Source organism: Nocardia sp. NPDC006630 (assembly GCF_040611495.1).
Lineage (GTDB): Bacteria > Actinomycetota > Actinomycetes > Mycobacteriales > Mycobacteriaceae > Nocardia.
Genome location: NZ_JBEXOK010000015.1, coordinates 114,029 through 133,069 on the forward strand (window position 1 = coordinate 114,029; position 19,041 = coordinate 133,069).

At 66.2% G+C, this 19,041-nt stretch carries 20 protein-coding genes; 15 read left to right on the forward strand and 5 right to left on the reverse strand.

Annotation, left to right across the window (positions count from 1 at the left end):
* Window positions 1-32: 32 nt before the first annotated feature.
* The 8 genes from lysS (at window position 33) to ABZX86_RS35940 (ending at window position 9,338) form a co-directional block, all read left to right on the forward strand.
* Window positions 33-1,499 carry a lysine--tRNA ligase gene (gene lysS, locus ABZX86_RS35905; RefSeq protein WP_355130278.1) on the forward strand — a complete coding sequence of 489 codons (1,467 nt, stop codon included), beginning with the start codon at window positions 33-35 and terminating at the stop codon, window positions 1,497-1,499.
* A 118-nt stretch (window positions 1,500-1,617) separates the two neighbouring features.
* Window positions 1,618-1,983 carry an Lsr2 family protein gene (locus ABZX86_RS35910; protein WP_327143353.1) on the forward strand — a complete coding sequence of 122 codons (366 nt, stop codon included), beginning with the start codon at window positions 1,618-1,620 and terminating at the stop codon, window positions 1,981-1,983.
* A gap of 196 nt (window positions 1,984-2,179) precedes the next feature.
* Entirely contained in the window at window positions 2,180-2,803 is a 624-nt protein-coding gene (locus ABZX86_RS35915) for an FHA domain-containing protein (RefSeq protein WP_297607717.1), read from the forward strand.
* 191 nt (window positions 2,804-2,994) lie between these two features.
* Window positions 2,995-3,705, forward strand: a complete 711-nt coding sequence (locus tag ABZX86_RS35920) for an anthrone oxygenase family protein (protein WP_355130198.1) — start codon at window positions 2,995-2,997, stop codon at window positions 3,703-3,705.
* Between the two features lie 170 nt (window positions 3,706-3,875).
* Window positions 3,876-4,832 carry a lipase gene (locus tag ABZX86_RS35925; RefSeq protein ID WP_355130199.1) on the forward strand — a complete coding sequence of 319 codons (957 nt, stop codon included), beginning with the start codon at window positions 3,876-3,878 and terminating at the stop codon, window positions 4,830-4,832.
* A 249-nt stretch (window positions 4,833-5,081) separates the two neighbouring features.
* On the forward strand, window positions 5,082-7,634 hold the full coding sequence (locus tag ABZX86_RS35930; RefSeq protein ID WP_355130201.1) for an ATP-dependent Clp protease ATP-binding subunit: 2,553 nt from the start codon (window positions 5,082-5,084) through the stop codon (window positions 7,632-7,634).
* Window positions 7,635-7,805: 171 nt separating this feature from the next.
* On the forward strand, window positions 7,806-8,600 hold the full coding sequence (locus ABZX86_RS35935) for a phytanoyl-CoA dioxygenase family protein (RefSeq protein WP_355130203.1): 795 nt from the start codon (window positions 7,806-7,808) through the stop codon (window positions 8,598-8,600).
* Between the two features lie 111 nt (window positions 8,601-8,711).
* Window positions 8,712-9,338 (forward strand): vWA domain-containing protein, encoded by a 627-nt coding sequence (locus ABZX86_RS35940; protein ID WP_355130205.1) that lies wholly within the window; start codon window positions 8,712-8,714, stop codon window positions 9,336-9,338.
* Between the two features lie 39 nt (window positions 9,339-9,377).
* On the opposite strand, the gene ABZX86_RS35945 is transcribed toward ABZX86_RS35940, so the two are convergent.
* Both ABZX86_RS35945 and ABZX86_RS35950 read right to left on the reverse strand, forming a co-directional pair.
* A complete protein-coding gene (locus ABZX86_RS35945; RefSeq protein ID WP_355130207.1) occupies window positions 9,378-10,037 on the reverse strand; it encodes a response regulator transcription factor in 660 nt (219 codons plus the stop codon).
* 33 nt (window positions 10,038-10,070) lie between these two features.
* Entirely contained in the window at window positions 10,071-11,288 is a 1,218-nt protein-coding gene (locus ABZX86_RS35950) for a histidine kinase (RefSeq protein WP_355130209.1), read from the reverse strand.
* 125 nt (window positions 11,289-11,413) lie between these two features.
* Here ABZX86_RS35950 and ABZX86_RS35955 point away from each other — a divergent pair, with 125 nt between their 5' ends.
* From ABZX86_RS35955 to ABZX86_RS35970, 4 genes are all read left to right on the forward strand, one after another.
* A complete protein-coding gene (locus ABZX86_RS35955; protein WP_355130211.1) occupies window positions 11,414-12,310 on the forward strand; it encodes an ABC transporter ATP-binding protein in 897 nt (298 codons plus the stop codon).
* Window positions 12,307-13,155, forward strand: a complete 849-nt coding sequence (locus ABZX86_RS35960) for an ABC transporter permease subunit (protein WP_355130213.1) — start codon at window positions 12,307-12,309, stop codon at window positions 13,153-13,155. The genes ABZX86_RS35955 and ABZX86_RS35960 overlap by 4 nt, the downstream gene beginning before the upstream one ends.
* Window positions 13,156-13,180: 25 nt before the next feature.
* Window positions 13,181-13,627 (forward strand): SRPBCC domain-containing protein, encoded by a 447-nt coding sequence (locus tag ABZX86_RS35965; RefSeq protein WP_355130215.1) that lies wholly within the window; start codon window positions 13,181-13,183, stop codon window positions 13,625-13,627.
* A gap of 96 nt (window positions 13,628-13,723) precedes the next feature.
* Complete coding sequence (locus ABZX86_RS35970) at window positions 13,724-14,167, forward strand: OsmC family peroxiredoxin (RefSeq protein WP_327143364.1); 444 nt, start codon at window positions 13,724-13,726, stop codon at window positions 14,165-14,167.
* 98 nt (window positions 14,168-14,265) lie between these two features.
* On the opposite strand, the gene ABZX86_RS35975 is transcribed toward ABZX86_RS35970, so the two are convergent.
* Entirely contained in the window at window positions 14,266-14,577 is a 312-nt protein-coding gene (locus tag ABZX86_RS35975) for an antibiotic biosynthesis monooxygenase (RefSeq protein WP_355130217.1), read from the reverse strand.
* A gap of 42 nt (window positions 14,578-14,619) precedes the next feature.
* On the opposite strand from ABZX86_RS35975, the gene ABZX86_RS35980 reads away from it, so the two are divergent.
* From ABZX86_RS35980 to ABZX86_RS35990, 3 genes are all read left to right on the forward strand, one after another.
* On the forward strand, window positions 14,620-15,363 hold the full coding sequence (locus ABZX86_RS35980) for an alpha/beta hydrolase (protein WP_355130218.1): 744 nt from the start codon (window positions 14,620-14,622) through the stop codon (window positions 15,361-15,363).
* A gap of 78 nt (window positions 15,364-15,441) precedes the next feature.
* Complete coding sequence (locus tag ABZX86_RS35985) at window positions 15,442-16,614, forward strand: acyl-CoA dehydrogenase family protein (RefSeq protein ID WP_355130220.1); 1,173 nt, start codon at window positions 15,442-15,444, stop codon at window positions 16,612-16,614.
* A 63-nt stretch (window positions 16,615-16,677) separates the two neighbouring features.
* Window positions 16,678-17,490 carry an enoyl-CoA hydratase/isomerase family protein gene (locus ABZX86_RS35990; protein ID WP_355130222.1) on the forward strand — a complete coding sequence of 271 codons (813 nt, stop codon included), beginning with the start codon at window positions 16,678-16,680 and terminating at the stop codon, window positions 17,488-17,490.
* Between the two features lie 33 nt (window positions 17,491-17,523).
* Here the strand turns inward: ABZX86_RS35990 and ABZX86_RS35995 are convergent, their stop codons facing one another.
* Together ABZX86_RS35995 and rlmB are read right to left on the reverse strand one after the other, a co-directional pair.
* A complete protein-coding gene (locus ABZX86_RS35995; protein WP_355130224.1) occupies window positions 17,524-17,802 on the reverse strand; it encodes a DUF4190 domain-containing protein in 279 nt (92 codons plus the stop codon).
* Between the two features lie 154 nt (window positions 17,803-17,956).
* Window positions 17,957-18,940 carry a 23S rRNA (guanosine(2251)-2'-O)-methyltransferase RlmB gene (gene rlmB / locus ABZX86_RS36000; protein ID WP_355130226.1) on the reverse strand — a complete coding sequence of 328 codons (984 nt, stop codon included), beginning with the start codon at window positions 18,938-18,940 and terminating at the stop codon, window positions 17,957-17,959.
* Window positions 18,941-19,041 lie beyond the last annotated feature (101 nt).

The following is a 19,041-nucleotide window of genomic DNA, read 5'->3' on the forward strand; positions in this document are numbered from 1 at the left end:
CCCCGCTCGTGGAACAGGATGTCCCGGAGCAGATGCGGATTCGCCGCGAGAAGCGGGAGCGGTTGCTGGCCGAGGGGCGCGAGCCCTATCCGGTGGTGGTCGGGCGGACGCACAGTCTCGCCGAAATTCGTGCCGCATACCCGGATCTGCCCGCCGATACGCAGACCGGTCAGCAGGTCGGAGTTGCGGGTCGCATTATTTTTCAGCGCAATAGCGGCAAGTTGTGTTTCGCCACTCTGCAGGAGGGTGACGGCACCAAGCTGCAGGCGATGATCAGCCTCAATGGCGTCGGCGCCGAATCGCTGGCGGCCTGGAAGTCCGATGTCGATCTGGGCGATTTCGTATTCGTGCACGGCGAGGTGATCGCTTCGCGCACAGGTGAATTGAGCATCATGGCGGACGGCTGGGAGATGGCGTCCAAGGCGCTGCGCCCGCTGCCGGTGGCGCACAAGGAGATGAACGAGGAATCGCGCGTCCGGCAGCGCTACGTCGATCTCATCATCCGCCCGGAGGCCCGGGAGATGGCCCGTACGCGGGTCCAGGCGGTCCGTGCGCTGCGGAATGCGTTGGAGCGCAGGGGTTTCCTGGAGGTGGAGACCCCGATGCTGCAGACGATCCACGGCGGCGCCGCCGCGCGCCCGTTCGTCACGCACTCCAATGCGCTCGATCTGGAGCTGTTCCTGCGTATCGCGCCGGAGTTGTTCCTGAAGCGCTGTGTGGTGGGCGGCATCGAGAAGGTCTTCGAGATCAACCGGAACTTCCGGAACGAGGGCGCGGACTCCACTCATTCGCCCGAGTTCGCAATGCTGGAAACCTACGAGGCGTACGGCACCTACGACGATTCCGCGAAGATGATGCGGGAATTGATCCAGGAAGTCGCGCAGGAGGTCTACGGCACGCTGCTGGTGACACTGGCGGACGGAACCGAATACGATCTGTCGGGCGAGTGGACCACCGTCGAGATGTACCCGTCGCTGTCGGAGTCGATCGGTGTGGAGGTCACGCCGGAAACTTCCGTACAGGAATTGCTGGCACTCGCTGATCGCGTCGGTCTGGAAATTCCGCAGGACAAGGGCTACGGTCACGGCAAACTGGTCGAGGAACTCTGGGAGCATGTCTACGGCGACAAGCTGTACGCCCCGACTTTCGTGCGCGACTTCCCCGTGGAGACCTCTCCGTTGACACGTCAGCATCGGAGCAAGCCCGGGGTTACCGAGAAGTGGGACCTGTACGTGCGCGGCTTCGAACTCGCTACCGGATATTCGGAACTGGTCGATCCGGTCATCCAGCGCGAGCGTTTCGAGGATCAAGCGCGTTTGGCTGCCGCGGGTGACGACGAGGCCATGCGGCTGGACGAGGACTTCCTTGCCGCGATGGAGCACGGTATGCCTCCGACGACCGGAACGGGTATGGGAATCGACCGGTTGCTGATGGCCCTGACTGGCTTGGGAATCCGAGAAACGATACTCTTTCCAATTGTGCGTCCGGCAGCTCGTTAGAGTTCGCTGGATTGCATTGTCGGTACCCGTTCTGGGACTATCGAATTTAGCGGTATTCTAGTTTTGGGTAATCGGCCTAACTATGCGGGTCGCACGATTTCGAGAGGACGTTCATCTCATGGCAAAGAAGGTCACCGTTAGCCTGATCGACGATGTCGACGGTGAGTCCATCGCGGACGAGACCATCGAGTTCGCAATCGATGGCGTCTCGTACGAGATCGACCTGTCGACGACTAATGCGTCCAAGCTGCGGGACGGTCTGGAGGTTTGGGTCTCGAACGCGCGTCGCGTGAGCGGCCGGCGCCGCACCAAGACCGCGCTTGCCGGCGCGACCACGAGCCCGAAGAGCCGGGTCTCGATCGACCGCGAACAAAGTGCGGCGATTCGCGAATGGGCGCGCCGGAATGGGCACAAGGTGTCGGCGCGTGGTCGTATCTCCGCGGACATCACGGAGGCTTACAACAAGGCCGCGTCGAAGAACTAGTTTTTTGCGACTGCCGCTCGGGTGTTTCGTGCGAGCCCGGGCGGCAGTGGTGTATTTATACGCTTTGCGTATAACTGGTGCGGGTGCTGGTTGCCCATATCCGTGACACGATCTTGCTCGCGCCGACACGGCACGGCACCATTGAACCTGTGCGAACGATGTCACTGGCTGGGCGTAGAGACGAGGTATCGGCGCAGTGACCGCATTTCACGGTTCCTTCCTGCGGGTCAAGGATCATGAGGGCAGTCAGCACGAGCTGATGCTGACCCCCGATCAGCCGCGCATCACCATCGGCCGCTCACCGCAGGCCGATCTGTCCCTGGCCTGGGACGTCGAGGTGTCGCGACTGCACGCGACCGCTGAATATCTGGGCGCACACTGGACCATCGTCGACGACGGTCTCTCGCGCAACGGCACTTTCATCAACGGTGATCGCCTGGTGGGGCGGCATCGGCTGCAGCCCGGCGATGTCATCCGCATGGGCACCTCGCGGGTCACCTTCCACGATTTCAGCGGCGCCGCAGGCGATGTCACGCAGACCTCCACCGGTGGCCTGCCCACACTGCGCTCGCTCACCGAAACCCAGCGGACCGTGCTCATCGCGCTGTGCCGCCCGCTGCGCGGCAATGACGGCTTCGCCTCGCCCGCCTCCAATCAGCAGATCGCCGCCGAGCTGTTCCTCAGCGTGGATGCCATCAAGACCCATCTGCGCACGCTCTTCGCCAAATTCGGCGTCGAGGATCTCCCGCAGAACCAGAAACGGGTCCGCCTCGCGAATCTGGCCATGCAGAGCGGCGTCATCTCCGAACGAGACCTCTGACCCGTCCCCGTCGTATCTCTGACCCGTCCCGGTCATCCCGGCATGCTCTCGGCCGGGATTCACACGTGTGAGACGACCGCTCATGTCCGCGAGCTTTTGAACGATGTTGTGTCCCGCCGCGCGGCGGTTGACTGGAAGTCGTTGCTCCCCCGGGGAATCCGGGGTGAGGAAGATCCAGTCAGGAGACTCCGATGTTTGCATTTCGCACGATTGCCCTGGTGGCGGCGACGCTGGCGACCGGCCTGGTCGCGGGAGTGTTCTACGCCTATGCGATTTCGGTCATGCCGGCCCTGCACCGCACCGACGACCGCTCCATGATCGACGTGATGCAGAAGATCAATGTGGTCATCGTCAACCCGTGGTTCATGTTCAGCTTCATGGGAGCCGTGGCATTCACCGTGCTGGCCGCGGCGCTGCACCTGGGCAAGGATTCCCGCACCACGCTGATCTGGATCGCAGTCGCCTTGGCGCTCAATGTGATTGCCTTCCTGATCACCTCCGGCCTGAACGTGCCGCTCAACAATCAGCTGGCCGCCGCGGGTGACCCGGCGCAGATCGGTGATCCGGCCGCCGTCCGGTCGCAGTTCGAATCCTCCTGGGTGGCTTGGAATATCGCCCGCGCCGTCCTGCACACCCTGGCTTTCCTGGTGCTGATCGGCGGATTGTTCGTGGCGGGCATGCAGCACGGCAGGGCGAATGCGGCGGCGCTTCCGGCCGGCGGCACGGTGGCGAGCGGGTTCGGCGGCCAGCCGGTGCGCGGCGGCTTCGCGGCCCCCATCGCCCAGGTTCCGGCACCGGGTTTCGCCCCGGCGCAGCCTCGGTCCGGTGCCGCGCAACCGCAATTCGCTTCGGCTCGACCGCAGTTCGCTCCGGCTTGGCAGCCGGCTCCGGGGCAGCGATAGCCGACCGGGCTTCCGGCGGGGACCGATTCGGTCCCCGCCGTTTTTCCGTGCCCCGGGCGCTGTGCCACAGCACCTGTGCAACAGGTTTCAGAACTTACCGGCCAGTAAGCCCCTCGCCAGAAGTGAATTCCGAATAGTTTGTCGGAACACGTTCTAATTTGGGAGGGCTCATGCGTCGTGCGCTGCTGCGCCGGTCGCCGGGATCGCTACTGATCTTGGCGGTCCTGGCCGTGTTGGGGGTGGTATCGAGTGGTACCGCACGCGCCGACTATCCGGTGAACTACAACTTCTTCGCGGGCATCCCGTACGAGCTGACCAATCCCGGCGGCGCACTGCCCGGGGCCAATGACTGGTCCTGTAAACCCACTGCCGCGCACCCGGATCCGGTGGTGCTCATCCACGGCACCGCCGGCGGCGCACAGACCAACTGGGGCGCCTACGCCCCGCTGCTGGCCAACGAGGGCTACTGCGTCTACGCGCTCACCTACGGCAGTCTCGACGTCCCGTGGCCGCTGTCGGCGCTCGGCGGTATGAAGCCCATCCCGTCCAGTGCCGCGCAACTCGGCGCCCTCGTGGACCGCGTGCTGGCCTCGACCGGCGCCGCCAAGGTCGACTTCATCGCTCATTCGCAGGGCAATACCGTCGGGAACTACTACATCAAGCGGGGCGGCGGCGAGGGCAAGGTCGACAAGTTCGTCGCCATCGCACCCCCGTGGCTGGGAATCTTCGGTGACCAGATGAACGTGCTGCGGGCTTTCGGCAAGCAGCTCGGCGCGGATGCGAACACCGTGGACGGCATGATCAGCGCCGGCGTCTGCCAGGCCTGCCCGGAGATGCTGGGCGATTCCCAGTTCATCAAGGACCTGAACGCGGACGGCGTGTACGACCCGAGCGTCAGCTACACCAATGTGGCCTCGAACTACGACGAGGGCGTGTTCCCGTCGGTCGCGCTGGTTCCTGCCCCGAATGCCGTCAATATCCTGGTTCAGAGCGATTGCCCGGTCGACTTCTCCGATCATCTGGCGATCGCCGGCAGCCCTCGCGTCGCCGCTGACGCCCTCAATGCGCTCGACCCGGCGCATCCGCGGGCGGTGCCGTGCGAGTTCATCCCGCCCTTCACCGGGTGATCCTTCGTTTGTTCGCTGTGGGCGTAGCCGAGATGGAAACGTTCCCGGCTACAGGCCCGTTATGAGGGAATGAGTCGTACTGTCGCCGGTTCGCAATAGGGTGGACGGACGACGTGCGTGACCCCCGCCAACTAGAGTGGAGGCGGGGGATGCAACCCCAGGGCTTCATGGCAGGCTGGCGACCAGAAGGGCAGCACAGGGTCTGAAGCGCCGGATGCCGTAGCAAGCGGAGCAGGAAGTGAGGGAGCGATGTTCGAGAGGTTCACCGACCGCGCGCGGCGGGTCGTTGTCCTGGCCCAAGAAGAGGCCCGGATGCTCAACCACAACTACATCGGCACCGAGCACATCCTGCTGGGCCTGATCCACGAGGGTGAGGGCGTCGCGGCGAAGTCGCTGGAATCCCTTGGTATCTCGCTGGAGGGTGTGCGATCGCAGGTCGAGGAGATCATCGGGCAGGGCCAGCAGGCGCCGTCCGGTCACATCCCCTTCACCCCGCGTGCCAAGAAGGTTCTCGAGCTGTCACTGCGCGAAGCGCTGCAGCTCGGCCACAACTACATCGGCACCGAGCACATTCTGCTCGGCCTGATTCGTGAAGGCGAAGGCGTCGCGGCTCAGGTGCTGGTCAAGCTGGGTGCGGATCTGAATCGCGTGCGCCAGCAGGTTATTCAGCTGCTCTCGGGGTACCAGGGCAAGGAGCCGGTCGAAGGTTCGGGTTCGCGCAGTGAGTCGGGCACTCCGTCCACCTCGCTGGTGCTCGACCAGTTCGGCCGCAACCTCACCCAGGCTGCGCTCGAAGGCAAGCTCGACCCGGTCATCGGCCGCTCGAAGGAAATCGAGCGCGTCATGCAGGTGCTGTCTCGCCGCACCAAGAACAACCCGGTGCTGATCGGCGAGCCCGGTGTCGGTAAGACCGCCGTGGTCGAGGGCCTGGCTCAGGCCATCGTCAACGGCGAGGTGCCGGAAACGCTGAAGGACAAGCAGCTGTACACCCTCGACCTGGGTTCCCTGGTCGCGGGCAGCCGCTACCGCGGTGATTTCGAGGAGCGCCTGAAGAAGGTGCTCAAGGAGATCAATACCCGCGGCGACATCATCCTGTTCATCGACGAGCTGCACACCCTGGTGGGTGCGGGCGCGGCCGAGGGCGCTATCGACGCGGCCTCGATCCTCAAGCCCAAGCTGGCTCGCGGTGAGCTGCAGACCATCGGCGCCACCACTCTCGATGAGTACCGCAAGTACATCGAGAAGGATGCCGCGCTGGAGCGTCGTTTCCAGCCGGTGCAGGTGGGCGAGCCGACGGTCGAGCACACCATCAATATCCTCAAGGGTCTGCGCGACCGCTACGAGGCGCACCACCGGGTTTCCATCACCGATGGCGCTCTCGTTGCCGCGGCCACGCTGGCCGATCGGTACATCAACGATCGGTTCCTGCCGGACAAGGCGATCGACCTCATCGATGAGGCGGGCGCGCGCATGCGCATCCGCCGGATGACCGCACCGCCGGACCTGCGCGAATTCGACGACAAGATCGCCGATGCCCGTCGCGAGAAGGAAAGCGCTATCGACGCGCAGGACTTCGAGAAGGCAGCCCGCCTGCGCGATAAGGAGAAGCAGCTCGTCGCCAAGCGTGCCGAGCGCGAAAAGCAGTGGCGCTCCGGTGATCTGGACGTCGTGGCCGAGGTCGACGACGAGCAGATCGCGGAGGTGCTGGCCAACTGGACCGGTATCCCCGTCTTCAAGCTCACCGAGGAGGAGACCACCCGTCTGCTCCGTATGGAAGATGAGCTGCACAAGCGGATCATCGGCCAGGAGGACGCGGTCAAGGCCGTCTCCAAGGCGATTCGCCGTACTCGTGCCGGCCTGAAGGATCCCAAGCGCCCGTCGGGCTCGTTCATCTTCGCCGGTCCGTCCGGTGTGGGTAAGACCGAGCTGTCGAAGGCACTGGCGAACTTCCTGTTCGGCGACGACGATGCGCTCATCCAGATCGATATGGGCGAGTTCCACGACCGCTTCACCGCTTCGCGTCTGTTCGGTGCCCCTCCGGGCTACGTCGGATACGAAGAGGGCGGCCAGCTCACCGAGAAGGTGCGCCGGAAGCCGTTCTCGGTGGTGCTGTTCGACGAGATCGAGAAGGCCCACCAGGAGATCTACAACACCCTGTTGCAGGTCCTCGAGGATGGTCGCCTGACCGATGGTCAGGGTCGTACGGTCGACTTCAAGAACACCGTGCTGATCTTCACCTCGAACCTGGGAACCTCGGATATCTCGAAGGCTGTCGGCCTGGGCTTCGCCCAGTCCAATGCCGAGGGTTCGAACTACGAGCGGATGAAGCTCAAGGTCAACGACGAGCTGAAGAAGCACTTCCGCCCGGAGTTCCTGAACCGCATCGACGACGTGATCGTGTTCCACCAGCTCACCGCACCGCAGATCGTGCAGATGGTGGATCTGATGATCGGCCGCGTCGCCAACCAGCTGCGCAACAAGGATATGGCGATCGAGATGACCGATCAGGCCAAGAGCCTGCTCGCGAAGCGCGGATTCGACCCCGTGCTCGGCGCCCGTCCGCTGCGTCGCACCATCCAGCGCGAGATCGAGGATCAGCTGTCGGAGAAGATTCTCTTCGGCGAGCTGAGCGCCGGTCAGAGCGTTCTGGTGGATGTCGAAGGCTGGGACGGCGAAGGCCAGGGCGAGAACGCCAAGTTCACCTTCCACGCGAAGGCGAAGCTCACCAAGAAGAGCGACGCTGTGGAAGATGAGCCGGTTGTTGTCGCCGCCGGTGAGGCAGCTGCCGCCTCCGGCGAGTAAAAGCATCAGCCCGAAAGCCCCTCTCACAGACTGTGAGAGGGGCTTTCGCGTGTCCGGAGCCCGATTGCCGCGCGGGGCACCCAAATTGGGTGGTGATTCGATCCTCGAATATTGGGTGGCGATCTGATGCCCGAATAGTCGATCCTCGGTGGAGTCGAACGAAGGGATCGCATGCTTACCGACCATCAGGTGGAAGCCTTCATCACCGACGGCTTCGTGAAAGTCGAGGGCGCTTTTCCGCGCGAGACGGCCGAACGCGCCCGCGAAATCCTCTGGCGCGCCACCGGATGCGATCCGGACGACCCGGCCACCTGGACGCAACCGGTGATCCGCCTGGCCGACCATGCGGAGGAACCTTTCGCCCAGGCAGTCAATGCCCCCGCCCTCCTGGAAGCCTTCGACCAACTGGTCGGTCCCGGCCGCTGGCTTCCGCGAAACAGCCTCGGCGGCTTCCCCATCCGCTTCCCGAGTTCCGAATCGCCGGGTGACGACGGCTGGCATATCGACGCGAGCTTCCCCGGCGACGGCCCGGCCGGCGACTACATCCAGTGGCGAATCAATCTGCGGTCGAAGGGCCGAGCCCTGCTGATGCTCTTCCTCTTCTCCGATATCGACGCCGATGATGCCCCCACCCGGATTCGTGTGGGCTCCCACCTACGCCTGCCGAATGTCCTGGCTCCGTACGGCGAACCGGGCGTCAGCATGTCCGCACCCGATCTCATCGAGACCTACAACGCCACAGCCGATCTGCCCCAGGCCCTGGCCACCGGCCGGGCCGGCGACGTTTACCTCTGCCATCCATTCCTCGTCCACGCCGCCCAGCCGCACCGCGGCCGCAATCCCCGCTTTCTCGCGCAACCTCCACTCCTGCTCCGCGAGCCATGCGTCCTCGATCGCTCGGATGATGCGTATTCGCCTGTGGAACAGGCCATTCGGCGCGGACTGGACGTTCAGTCCGTCCGCTAGGCCCGCACGAAAATCGGAGGCGGGGCAGGGGGTTCGGGCGTACGGTGGGTGAGGTTCGCGAGAGTCGTTCCGGGGGTTCGTATGACAAATTCTGATCTGACGCTTATTGCTGTGCTGCTTGATCGTTCGGGGTCGATGCAGTCGATCAAGACCGATACCGAGGGCGGGTTCGACGCCTATATCGAGCAGCAGCGGGAGGTTCCGAAGCGGATCGAGGTGACCCTGGCTCAATTCGATACCGAATACGAGCTGGTGTACGCGAATCGGCCGCTGGCGCAGGTGCCGCCGCTGCAGTTGCAGCCCCGGGGGATGACGGCGCTGTACGACGCCGTGGGGCGGTTGATCACCGATGTGGGGAGTGAGCTGGCGGCACGGGACGAGGCGGAGCGGCCGGGGACGGTCATTCTGGTGGTGCTCACCGACGGGCACGAGAACTCCAGCAAGGAGTGGTCGCATGCCGCGGTGAAGGCGCTGATCACCCAGCAGCAGGACACCTACGACTGGAATTTCCTGTTTCTCGGGGCCAATATCGACGCCGTGGCCATCGGTACGGATATGGGCTTCTCGGCGCGCCAGTCGATCACCTACGCCGCTGCTCCGCAGGGTGTCTCCGGTGTGTTCCGCGCGGCCTCGGCCTACTCGGCCCGGCTGCAGGCGCCGCGCGCCCCGGGCGCAGCTGCCCCGCAGGATGCCGGTTTCACCGATGACGAGCGTTCCCAGTCGAATCCGGGTCGCTGAAAAAGCCCGATACCGTTTACCGCCCTTGGCAGGTTGACGCTATTGCCAGCCCGGCCGCACGAGCCCTGATTCGTACGCCAGCACCACCAGTTGCGTCCGGTCGCGCGCTCCCAGTTTGAGCAGGATGCGGCTGACGTGGGTGCGCGCGGTGGCGGGGCTCATGAAGAGGCGCTGGGCGATTTCGGCATTGGTGAGGCCCTCGGCGACGAGGGCCATGACCTCGCGTTCGCGTTCGGTGAGTTCGGTGAGGGCGGCGGGCGCCGGTTTGGCGTGCGAGGCGAATTCGGCGACGAGCCGCCGCGTGACGCTGGGGGAGAGCAGGGCGTCACCGTCGGCCACCACGCGCACGGCCTTCACCAGATCGGCGGGTTCGGTGTGCTTCACCAGGAATCCGGTGGCCCCGGCGCGCATGGCCTCGAAGACGTACTCGTCGAGTTCGAAGGTGGTCAGCACCACCACCCGCACCTCGGAAAGTTCAGGGGCCGCGGCGATTTCGCGGGTGGCGGCCAGCCCGTCCAGCACCGGCATGCGAATATCCATGAGCACCACATCCGGGCTGAGTTCCCGGGCCAGCCGCACCGCCTCTGCGCCATTGGCGGCCTCGCCGACCACCTCGATATCGTCCTGCGCGTCCAGCAGTGCCGCGAATCCGGCGCGCACCAGCGCCTGATCATCGGCGATCACGACCCGAATACTCACGAAACCTCCTCTCGCACGGTAGTTTTCCGCAGCCTAGGCGGCGGGCTCGGGGCGGGCCAGGTGGATGGGCAGCCGGGCCTCGACCCGGAAACCGCCGCCGACCTTGGGCTCGGCCAGCAGTCGCCCGCCGAGTGCGCTCGCCCGTTCGGTCATTCCGATAATGCCGTGCCCGCCGCCGGACACCCCGGTCGCCGCGCGCTCCGGCCGGGTGTTCTCGACGCACAGTTGCAGCCGGTCGACCGAATACCGCACCGAGACAAGCACACTCGCACCGGGCGCGTGGCGCACCACATTGGTGAGCGATTCCTGCACGATGCGCGCGGCCGCGACATCCACCACCGAGGGCAGGCGTTTCACCGGCCCGGTCACAATCGTGCGCACCTGCAGCCCGGCGGCGCGGGCGGGCTGGGTGAGCCCGTCCAGATCGCTGATGCCGATGGTCGGCGTGGTGGGTGCGGCCACACTGCTGGTCCCGGACCGGATGGAGCGCAGCAGGGCGTGCACCTCGCCGAGCGCCTCCTTGCTGGCGGTCTTGATGGCGGCCAGTGCGGTCGCGGCCTGCTCGGGCCGTCGGTCGATGAGTTCCAGGGCCACCGAGGACTGCACATTGATGAGCGAGAGGCTGTGCGCGAGCACATCGTGCAGTTCGCGGGCGATGGTGAGCCGCTCCTCGCTGGCGCGTTGTTCGCGCTCGGCCTGTTCCCGGGCGCGTTCCGCGGCTTCGCGCTCGTGCTGTGCGTGTTCGCTGCGCTCGACCTCCGCCTCGCGTTGCTTTCGCGCCAGCACGGCCGCGCGTGCCTGCCGAATGCCCTCGGCAATGGCGACGAGCACGATCAGCCAGGCGAGCAGCCCGAATTCCTGCCAGGCATTGGTGCTGTATCCGCGCCATCCGGGCGCCGGCCACACCATCAGCAGATATCCGAGTGGCACGAAAGAATATGTGTACCAGCGTGATCCGATAATGCCCGCGGTGAGGAAGGAAATCACCAGCGAGAAGAAGACCGGTCCGTATCCGTAACCGATGAGCAGGTATACGGCGGTGATCGCCAGCGTTCCGTAGAACACCGGATACGGATACCGTCGCCGCAGCGTCAGCAGCAGCGGTCCACCGGCCAGCAGTGCATATCCGAGCAGGTCGAGCTGTCGCATCTGAGGTTGGTGCGCGTTGGCGAGCGTGCCCGCGCCGAGTTGTATCGCGGCCACCACCAGTGCGAGCAGCACATCCCACCACCGTGCCGCACGAGTCTCCATAGCTGAACGGTAGCGCCGTAGCGGCCTTCGCGGCACTGTCTCGGCGGTAAATACGTCGAGATACGTACGCCGGATCGCGCTGTGCGGCGGATGTTTCCCCGCAGGTCGCGGCGGATTCTTGAAGTATGAACGAAGCGATCGTCGAGACCGGCCGGTTGACCAAACGCTATGGCTCCCACACCGCCGTGGATGCCGTGAGCATGACTGTCCGCCGTGGTGAGATCTACGGCTTCCTCGGCCCGAACGGCGCCGGCAAGACCACCACGCTGCGCATGCTGGTGGGCCTCATCCGGCCCTCCGGTGGCACCGCGAAAGTACTCGGCGAGCGGCCCGGTGCTCCCGAAACCCTGCGCCGCATAGGCGTTCTCATCGAAGGCCCGGGCTTCTATCCCTACCTGTCCGGTCGCGACAATCTGCGCGTGCTGGCCGAGTATCGCGGCGCCGGTCGCGACGAGGTGGAGCAGGTGCTGGCCCGGGTCGGCCTGGCCGACCGCGGCAATGACAGATTCCGCACCTATTCCCTTGGCATGAAGCAGCGTCTAGGTGTGGGTGCGGCCCTGCTCGGCCACCCTGACCTGCTGATTCTCGATGAACCCACCAATGGCCTGGATCCGGCGGGCATGGCGGAGATGCGGGAACTCATTATCGGACTCGCCGCCGACGGGCACACCGTCGTGCTGTCCAGTCACCTGCTCAGTGAAGTGCAGGAGATCTGTGACCGTGTCGGCGTGATCTCCGGCGGACGCCTGCTCGCCGAGTCCACGGTGCGCGAATTACGCGGCGCGGCATCGCTTTTCCTGCGTGCCGAACCCCTCGAACTGGCCTTCCCCGCGGTCCGCGCGGTGGTCGGGGATCAGTCCGCACTGCTGACCGCCACCGGCATCAGAGTTGCTGCCGGTGTGGCAATGGCGCCCGCGGTGGCACGTGCGGTGATCGGCGCGGGCGCGGATCTACTGGAACTGCGCAGCGACGAAAAGTCTTTGGAAGAAGTGTTTTTCGAGATGACGGAGACGGCGAAATGACCGACCTGCTGGCAAGCACCCGGGCCGAAGTACTGCGACTGCGCAAGTGGCCCGCCTTCTGGATCGTGCTCGGCACCTGGATCCTGCTGAACCTGACCTTCGCCTATCTGTTCAATTATCTGGCCTACACCTCCGGCACCAGCACCCGGATGTCCAACGGTCAGCCCCGCGATGTGCTGCTGCAGCAGATGCTCCCGGCCGCGGTGCCGGAGGTCTTCACCCAGGGCATGGCCATGTTCGGCGGCGCGCTCATGCTGGTGCTCGGCGCACTGGCTGTCGGCAGCGGTTACGGCTGGGGCACCTGGAAAACCGTTCTCAGCCAAGGACCTTCGCGGTCGGCGGCCGTCGGCGGCGTCGTGCTGAGCCTGGCGGCGACGGTGGTCACGCTGGTGCTGGTCGCCTTCGTCGTGGATACCGGAGTCGCGGCGCTCATTGCCTCGACACAGGGGCAGTCCCTGGCACTGCCGTCGGTGGGACGGATGCTGCTCGGAATCGTCTCGGGCACAGCCATTCTGGGCATGTGGACACTGGCCGGCGCACTGATCGGCGCGATCGCCCGGGGCCCGGCCCTGGCTGTCGGCCTCGGCCTGGTGTGGGTGCTGGTGGTGGAGAACCTGCTGCGCGGCGTAGCCGGAATCTTCACTCCCATCAGGGCTCTCACCGATCACCTGCCCGGTACGGCCGCCGGATCTCTGGCCGGTTCGCTGCGCACGACCACCGGCCCGGCCACCCCGGGTGTGCTGGACATCCTCACCCGCGACCAGTCCCTGCTGATCCTCGCCGCCTACATCGTGCTCTTCGTGGCGGGCACGGTCTGGCTGATCCACCGCCGGGACATGGTCTGAGCGTCGCGCGGTATCGTGCTCGGCCATGGACGTTGCGCCGATCCGGCCTCCCGATCTCTCCACGCGGCCGTTCTTCCTGGTCGCCGAGCGCATCATGGCGGCCTCGCCCGACGAGCTGTACCGCATGTGCACCAGCCAGTTGAGCCTCTGGTTCGCCGATCCGGGGTCGGTGCTGTCCCGGCCCGCGGTGAACGAGCCGTTCTTCTTCACCGCGGGCGGCGGCCATCCGCACTACGGCCGCTTCCTGCGATTGGAGCCCGAGCGCCTGGTGGAACTGACGTGGGTGACCGGGGCGGGCGGCACCGAAGGCGCGGAAACAGTTCTCACCGTGGAACTTTCACCCCATGGCGCGGGCACCGCCGTGCTGCTCACCCACGCCGGCTTTCCCAATGCCGAATCCCGAGACCGCCACGAACAGTCCTGGCCCGCAGTACTCGCACAACTCGACCAGCGCGCCGCCGCCGCCGTCTGACCGGAGTACGTTCGACGCGTCGGGCTTTCGGGGGTTCGGGGGCGAAGCCCCTGAGAGCCCCGAGAGTTGGTCAACCCATTCATCGAAAGGACAGTGATGCCTACACGTACCGCGCGCACCGCTTGGACCGGCGGGCTGCAGGACGGCTCCGGTCAGGTCGAGCTGGTGAGCTCCGGCGTCGGCAAGTACGACGTCTCCTTCCCGAAGCGTGCCGCCGACAATGCCGACGGCACCACCAGCCCCGAAGAGCTGATCGCCGCCGCGCACTCCTCGTGCTATGCCATGGCGCTCTCGGGCCAGGTCGGCGCGGCCGGCGGCACGGTGGAGAGCCTGGACGTCACCGCCGACGTCACCCTGAGCCCGGACCCGGCCGGTGGTTTTCGCATCTCCAAGATCAAGCTGACCGTGGTCGGCCGCGCTTCGGGCATCGACGAGGCCGGCTTCCTCGAGGCCGCCGCGGGCGCGAAGGCGGGCTGCCCGATCTCCAAGGCGCTCGCGGGCGTCGACGATATCGAACTGGACGCGACCTTCGAGTCCTGATCTCGGGCAGAGTTTTTCGATTCACTGCGACAGGCAGTGCCGGTGACGCACCGGCACTGCCTGTTCCATGCGTTCGTGAAGTAGTGCGACCCGGTTGATCAGGCCTTGCTCTGCACATCGAGGACAACCTCGAACTCGAGCAGCGAGGCGCCGGTCGAGACCGGCTGCCGGTTCTCGCCGCCCGCGTGCGCGCTGCGGGCCGGGCCGTCGCGCCACGCCTCGAAGGAGTCGTTGGAATCCCAATGGGTGACAACGAAGTAGCGGTTGTCGCCGGAGACCGGGCGAAGCAGCTGGAAGCCGAGGAACCCGGGGGAGTTCTCGACCGCGTGCGCGCGTTGCGCGAAACGCTTCTCCAGCTCGGGGCCGGAGCCCTCGGGAACCTCGATTGCGTTGATCTTCACGACTGCCATGCGCCCGAATGTACTACGCGAATCGGACGTATCGTCGAACCGATGTTTACTGACGAAGGTGGCACAGGCGTACCGATCCTGCTGCTGCACGGGCTGATGGGCAGCGCTCGCACCTGGCGAGGTCAGCTGGAGTGGCTGCGCGAGTTCGGGCATGTCTACACGTTCGACGCGGCCGGGCACGGCCGCCCCGCACCGGACGAGCCGACCACGGAGGCGTTCGTCGCGGACCTCGCGGCGGCCACCGCGCGGATCACCGAACCCATGGTGGTGATCGGGCATTCGATGGGCGGACTGCACGCGTGGATGTTCACCGCCGCGCATCCGGATCGGGTGCGCGCGCTCGTGGTCGAGGATATGGCCCCGGACTTCCAGGGCCGCACCGCCGAACACTGGGCCGCGGTGATCGGGGCCTGGCCGCAGCCGTTCCCGAATGATGCTGCGGTACTGGAGTTCTTCGGCCCGGTGGCGGGCCGCTACTTCCTCGACTCGTTCACGCACGGCCAGGACGGCTATCGGTTGCACGGGGAGGTGTCCACCTTCCGCGCTATCTCGGAGGAGTGGGGCACCCGGGATTTCTGGGCCCAGTGGAAGTCGATCACCGCCCCGGCCCTGCTGATCGAGGGTGAATTCACCATCACCCCGCCCGGTCAGATGCGGCAGATGGCCGAGCTGCATCCCGATGCCCGGCATGTCGTGATCGCTCAGGCGGGCCACCTCGTGCACGACGATCAACCAGCCGCCTACCGGGCCGAAGTCGAAGACTTCCTGCGCCGGACACTTGTTTGATGGCGGGTGCCTTCAGTCTCGGAACCGGCGCATCGTATGCTCGGCTCGCACGCAACCCGGAATGAATGGTGACCAACGATGATCGACTTCTCGATTCCCGCCGAACTCGCCGCCGAACGCGATCGGGTACGCCAATTCGTCATCGACAAGATCGTCCCCTACGAGCGTGATCCGCGGCTGACCGCGCACGGCCCCACCGACGAACTCCGCCAGGAGCTGGTCGAATTGGCACGCGCCGAAAAGCTGCTGACCGTGCAGGCACCCGTCGCCCTCGGCGGCCGCGGCCTGAGCCATATCGAGCAGGCCGTGCTCTACGAGGCGGCCGGCTGGTCCACCCTCGGCCCGGTCGCCATGAACTGCGCCGCACCCGACGAGGGCAATATGTTCCTGCTCTCCAAGGTCGCGAATCAGGAGCAGACCGAGCGCTTTCTGCAACCGGTCATCGACGGCCATCAGCGTTCGGTCTTCGCCATGACCGAACCGGACGGCGCGGGCAGCGACCCGAACCAGCTCACCACCGCCGCCACCTTCGACGGCGAGAACTTCACGATCAACGGCCGCAAATGGCTGATCACCGGCGCCGACGGCGCGAAGACGTGGATCATCATGGCGCGCTTGGCCGATAACCCGCACCTGCCCGCGGGCCCGACCCTGTTCCTGTGCGACGGCGACGCACCCGGCATCGTCATCGAGCGCATCATGAACACCATGGACCGCAATTACGTCGGCGGCCATGCGGTGGTGCGCTTCGAAAACCTGGTGCTGCCCAGGGAATCCGTGCTCGGCGAGACCGGCCAGGCGCTGCGGTACGCCCAATTGCGGCTCGCCCCGGCCCGTCTCACACACTGCATGCGCTGGCTGGGCGCGGCCGAGCGGGCGCAGTCCATCGCCATCGACTACGCCAAGACCCGCACCGCCTTCGGCAAGCCGATCGGCGAGCACCAGGGCGTGTCGTTCATGCTGGCGGACAATGAGATCGCGCTGCACCAGTGCCGCCTCACCATCTGGCACGCCTGCTGGCTGATGGATCAGGGCGAGAAGGCCCGGCACGAGAGCTCCATCGCCAAATCGTTCGTCTCCGAGGAACTGTTCAAGGTCACCGACCGCTGCGTACAGGTGCTCGGCGGCATCGGCATCAGCGATGAAACCGTGGTGGAGATGATCTTCCGCGATATGCGCGCCTTCCGTCTCTACGACGGCCCGACCGAGGTGCACAAGTACGCGATCGGCCGCCAAATCTTGCGTGGCTGAAATTCTGTGACGGCCTTCGGCAGCAGCGCCCGCTGCCGGGGGCTGCACCTTTAGACTCTCCCCATGAGTTCGGAACTGCATGTGGACGTGTCCGACGGGGTCGCTGTGCTCACGCTCAATCGCCCCTCTCAGCAGAACGCGCTCACGCCGAAGATGGCGGCGGCACTGGGTGCGGCGCTGCGGCGCTGCGATACCGAGGATGCGATCGGCGCGGTCGTCATCACCGGCACGCCGCCCGCATTCTGCGCGGGTGCGGATCTGTCCCTGAAGTCCGGCGAGGTGAACGGGCTCATCGATCCGCCGCCCTTCCGCATTCGTAAACCGGTCATCGCGGCGGTGAACGGGCATGCGGTGGGCATCGGCCTGGAAATCGCGCTGCAGTGCGATCTGCGGTACGTGGCGCGCGATGCGGTGTACGGCCTCAATCAGGTTCGCCGCGGCGCCCTGGCCGGCGGCTACGCGCATTGGACGCTGCCCCGGCTGGTCGGCAATGCCAATGCCGCCGATCTGCTGCTCACCGGCCGCACCTTCGACGGTGAGGAGGCACAGGTCCTCGGTGTGGCCAATTCCTGCCTGCCCGCCAGCGAGGTGCTGCCGACCGCGCTCGCGGTGGCGCACGATATCGCGCACGGTTCCGCGCCGCTCCCGGTGGCGCTGTCCAAGCGGCTGCTGTGGGAGGCGCCCGCCATGACGCCGGAAACGGTGGGCCGCCTGGAAACCGAACTCAACGACTATGTCGCCAAGAGTTCCGACGGCGGCGAAGGTGTGGCCGCGCTCAAGGACCGCAGGCCGCCGAAGTGGACCGGGAGCGTCAGCTCCGAATGGCCCGCCTGGGATGCCGTCACCGGCAGTGCGCCCCGGCCCGGACTGGACTGAGCCCTGGTGGACTGAGCGCTGGTGGACTGAGCCTCAAGCCCTTCCGCTGACGACCATCATCAGGAACAGGATTCCGAACAGGACCATGAACACGGTCCCGACGATGCCCAGCACGTAGCCGACCACCACCTGCACCCGGCCACCGTAGGCGCCGCCCGACGCCTCGATCTCGTTCAGTGCGCGCCGCCCCATGACCCAGGCCACGGGCCCCAGTGCGCCACAGCAGAACACGCTGAGCGCTCCCATGATCAACACCGCCGTCGCATACTCGTGCTCGGTGGGTGCGCCGATGGGCTGCTGAGGGATGACCACCGCCTGATTTTACGTTCGCGGCGGCGGAATTGCCCTGCGGACTCGCAGTGTTCGGTTGTGCGACACCCCGTTCCGCGTGTCGCGGCCGATATCGCGAGGCCCGCCCCCGATCGCCGATCGGATTGTGCCGGAGGCGATTCGGGGGCGGCGAGGCTCAGACGCGGCGCTGGCGCGCGATATCGGCGAGGACCACGCCCGCCGCCACGGAGGCATTGAGCGATTCCACCGGACCGGCCATCGGAATGGAGATGATGGCGTCGCAGGTTTCGCGAACCAGGCGGGACAGGCCTTTACCTTCCGAGCCGACCACGATGACAGTCGGTGCGCTGCCGTCGAATTCGTCCAGATGGGTATCGCCGCCGGCGTCCAGGCCGACGATCTGGTAGCCCTCGTTCGCCCAATCCTTCAGGGTGCGAGTGAGATTCGTGGCGCGCGCGACGGGCAGGCGAGCTGCCGCACCGGCGCTGGTGCGCCATGCGACAGCGGTGACGCTGGCACTGCGCCGCTGCGGGATGACCACGCCGTGACCGCCGAACGCGGACACCGAGCGAATGACCGCACCCAGATTGCGCGGGTCGGAAATATTGTCGAGCGCCACCAGCAGGGCCGGTTCGCCGGAGGCGCGCACGCGCGCCACCATGTCGTCCGGATGCGCGTAGCGGTACGGCGGCACCTGCAGGGCGACGCCCTGGTGCATGCCGTTGCGGCTCATCTTGTCCAGATCGCTGCGCGGCACCTCGAGAATGGTGATGCCGGTATCGGCGGCGATCTTCACCGATTCGGTGAGCCGGTCGTCGTTCTCGGTGCCCACCGCGACGTACAGCGCGGTGGCCGGGACCTCCGCGCGCAGGCACTCCACCACCGGGTTGCGGCCGAGCACGAGCTCCGGGCCCTCATTGTCCTTGCGCCCGGCGATCGGACGGCTCGCATTGCGGCTGCGCGCGTCCGCGGCGGAGGTCTTCGCCTTCGCCGCCGCCTTGGCCCGCTTGGCCGCGGGATGTTTGGTGCGCTCGACCGCGGGCGGCGTCGCGCCCCGGCCCGCGAGCCCGCGGCTGCGCTTGCCGCCGGAGCCGACGACGGCGCCCTTCTTGGTGCCGTCCTTGCGGGTCGCACCGCGTCGCTGCGAATTGCCTGCCATTACTTCGCCTTCCGTATTACGCGGGAAACCCGCAGTCGGCCGGTCACGGGAGAACCCGCGCTCCGTCGATCATGCGGGAAACCTGCATCCGGTCGGCGCAG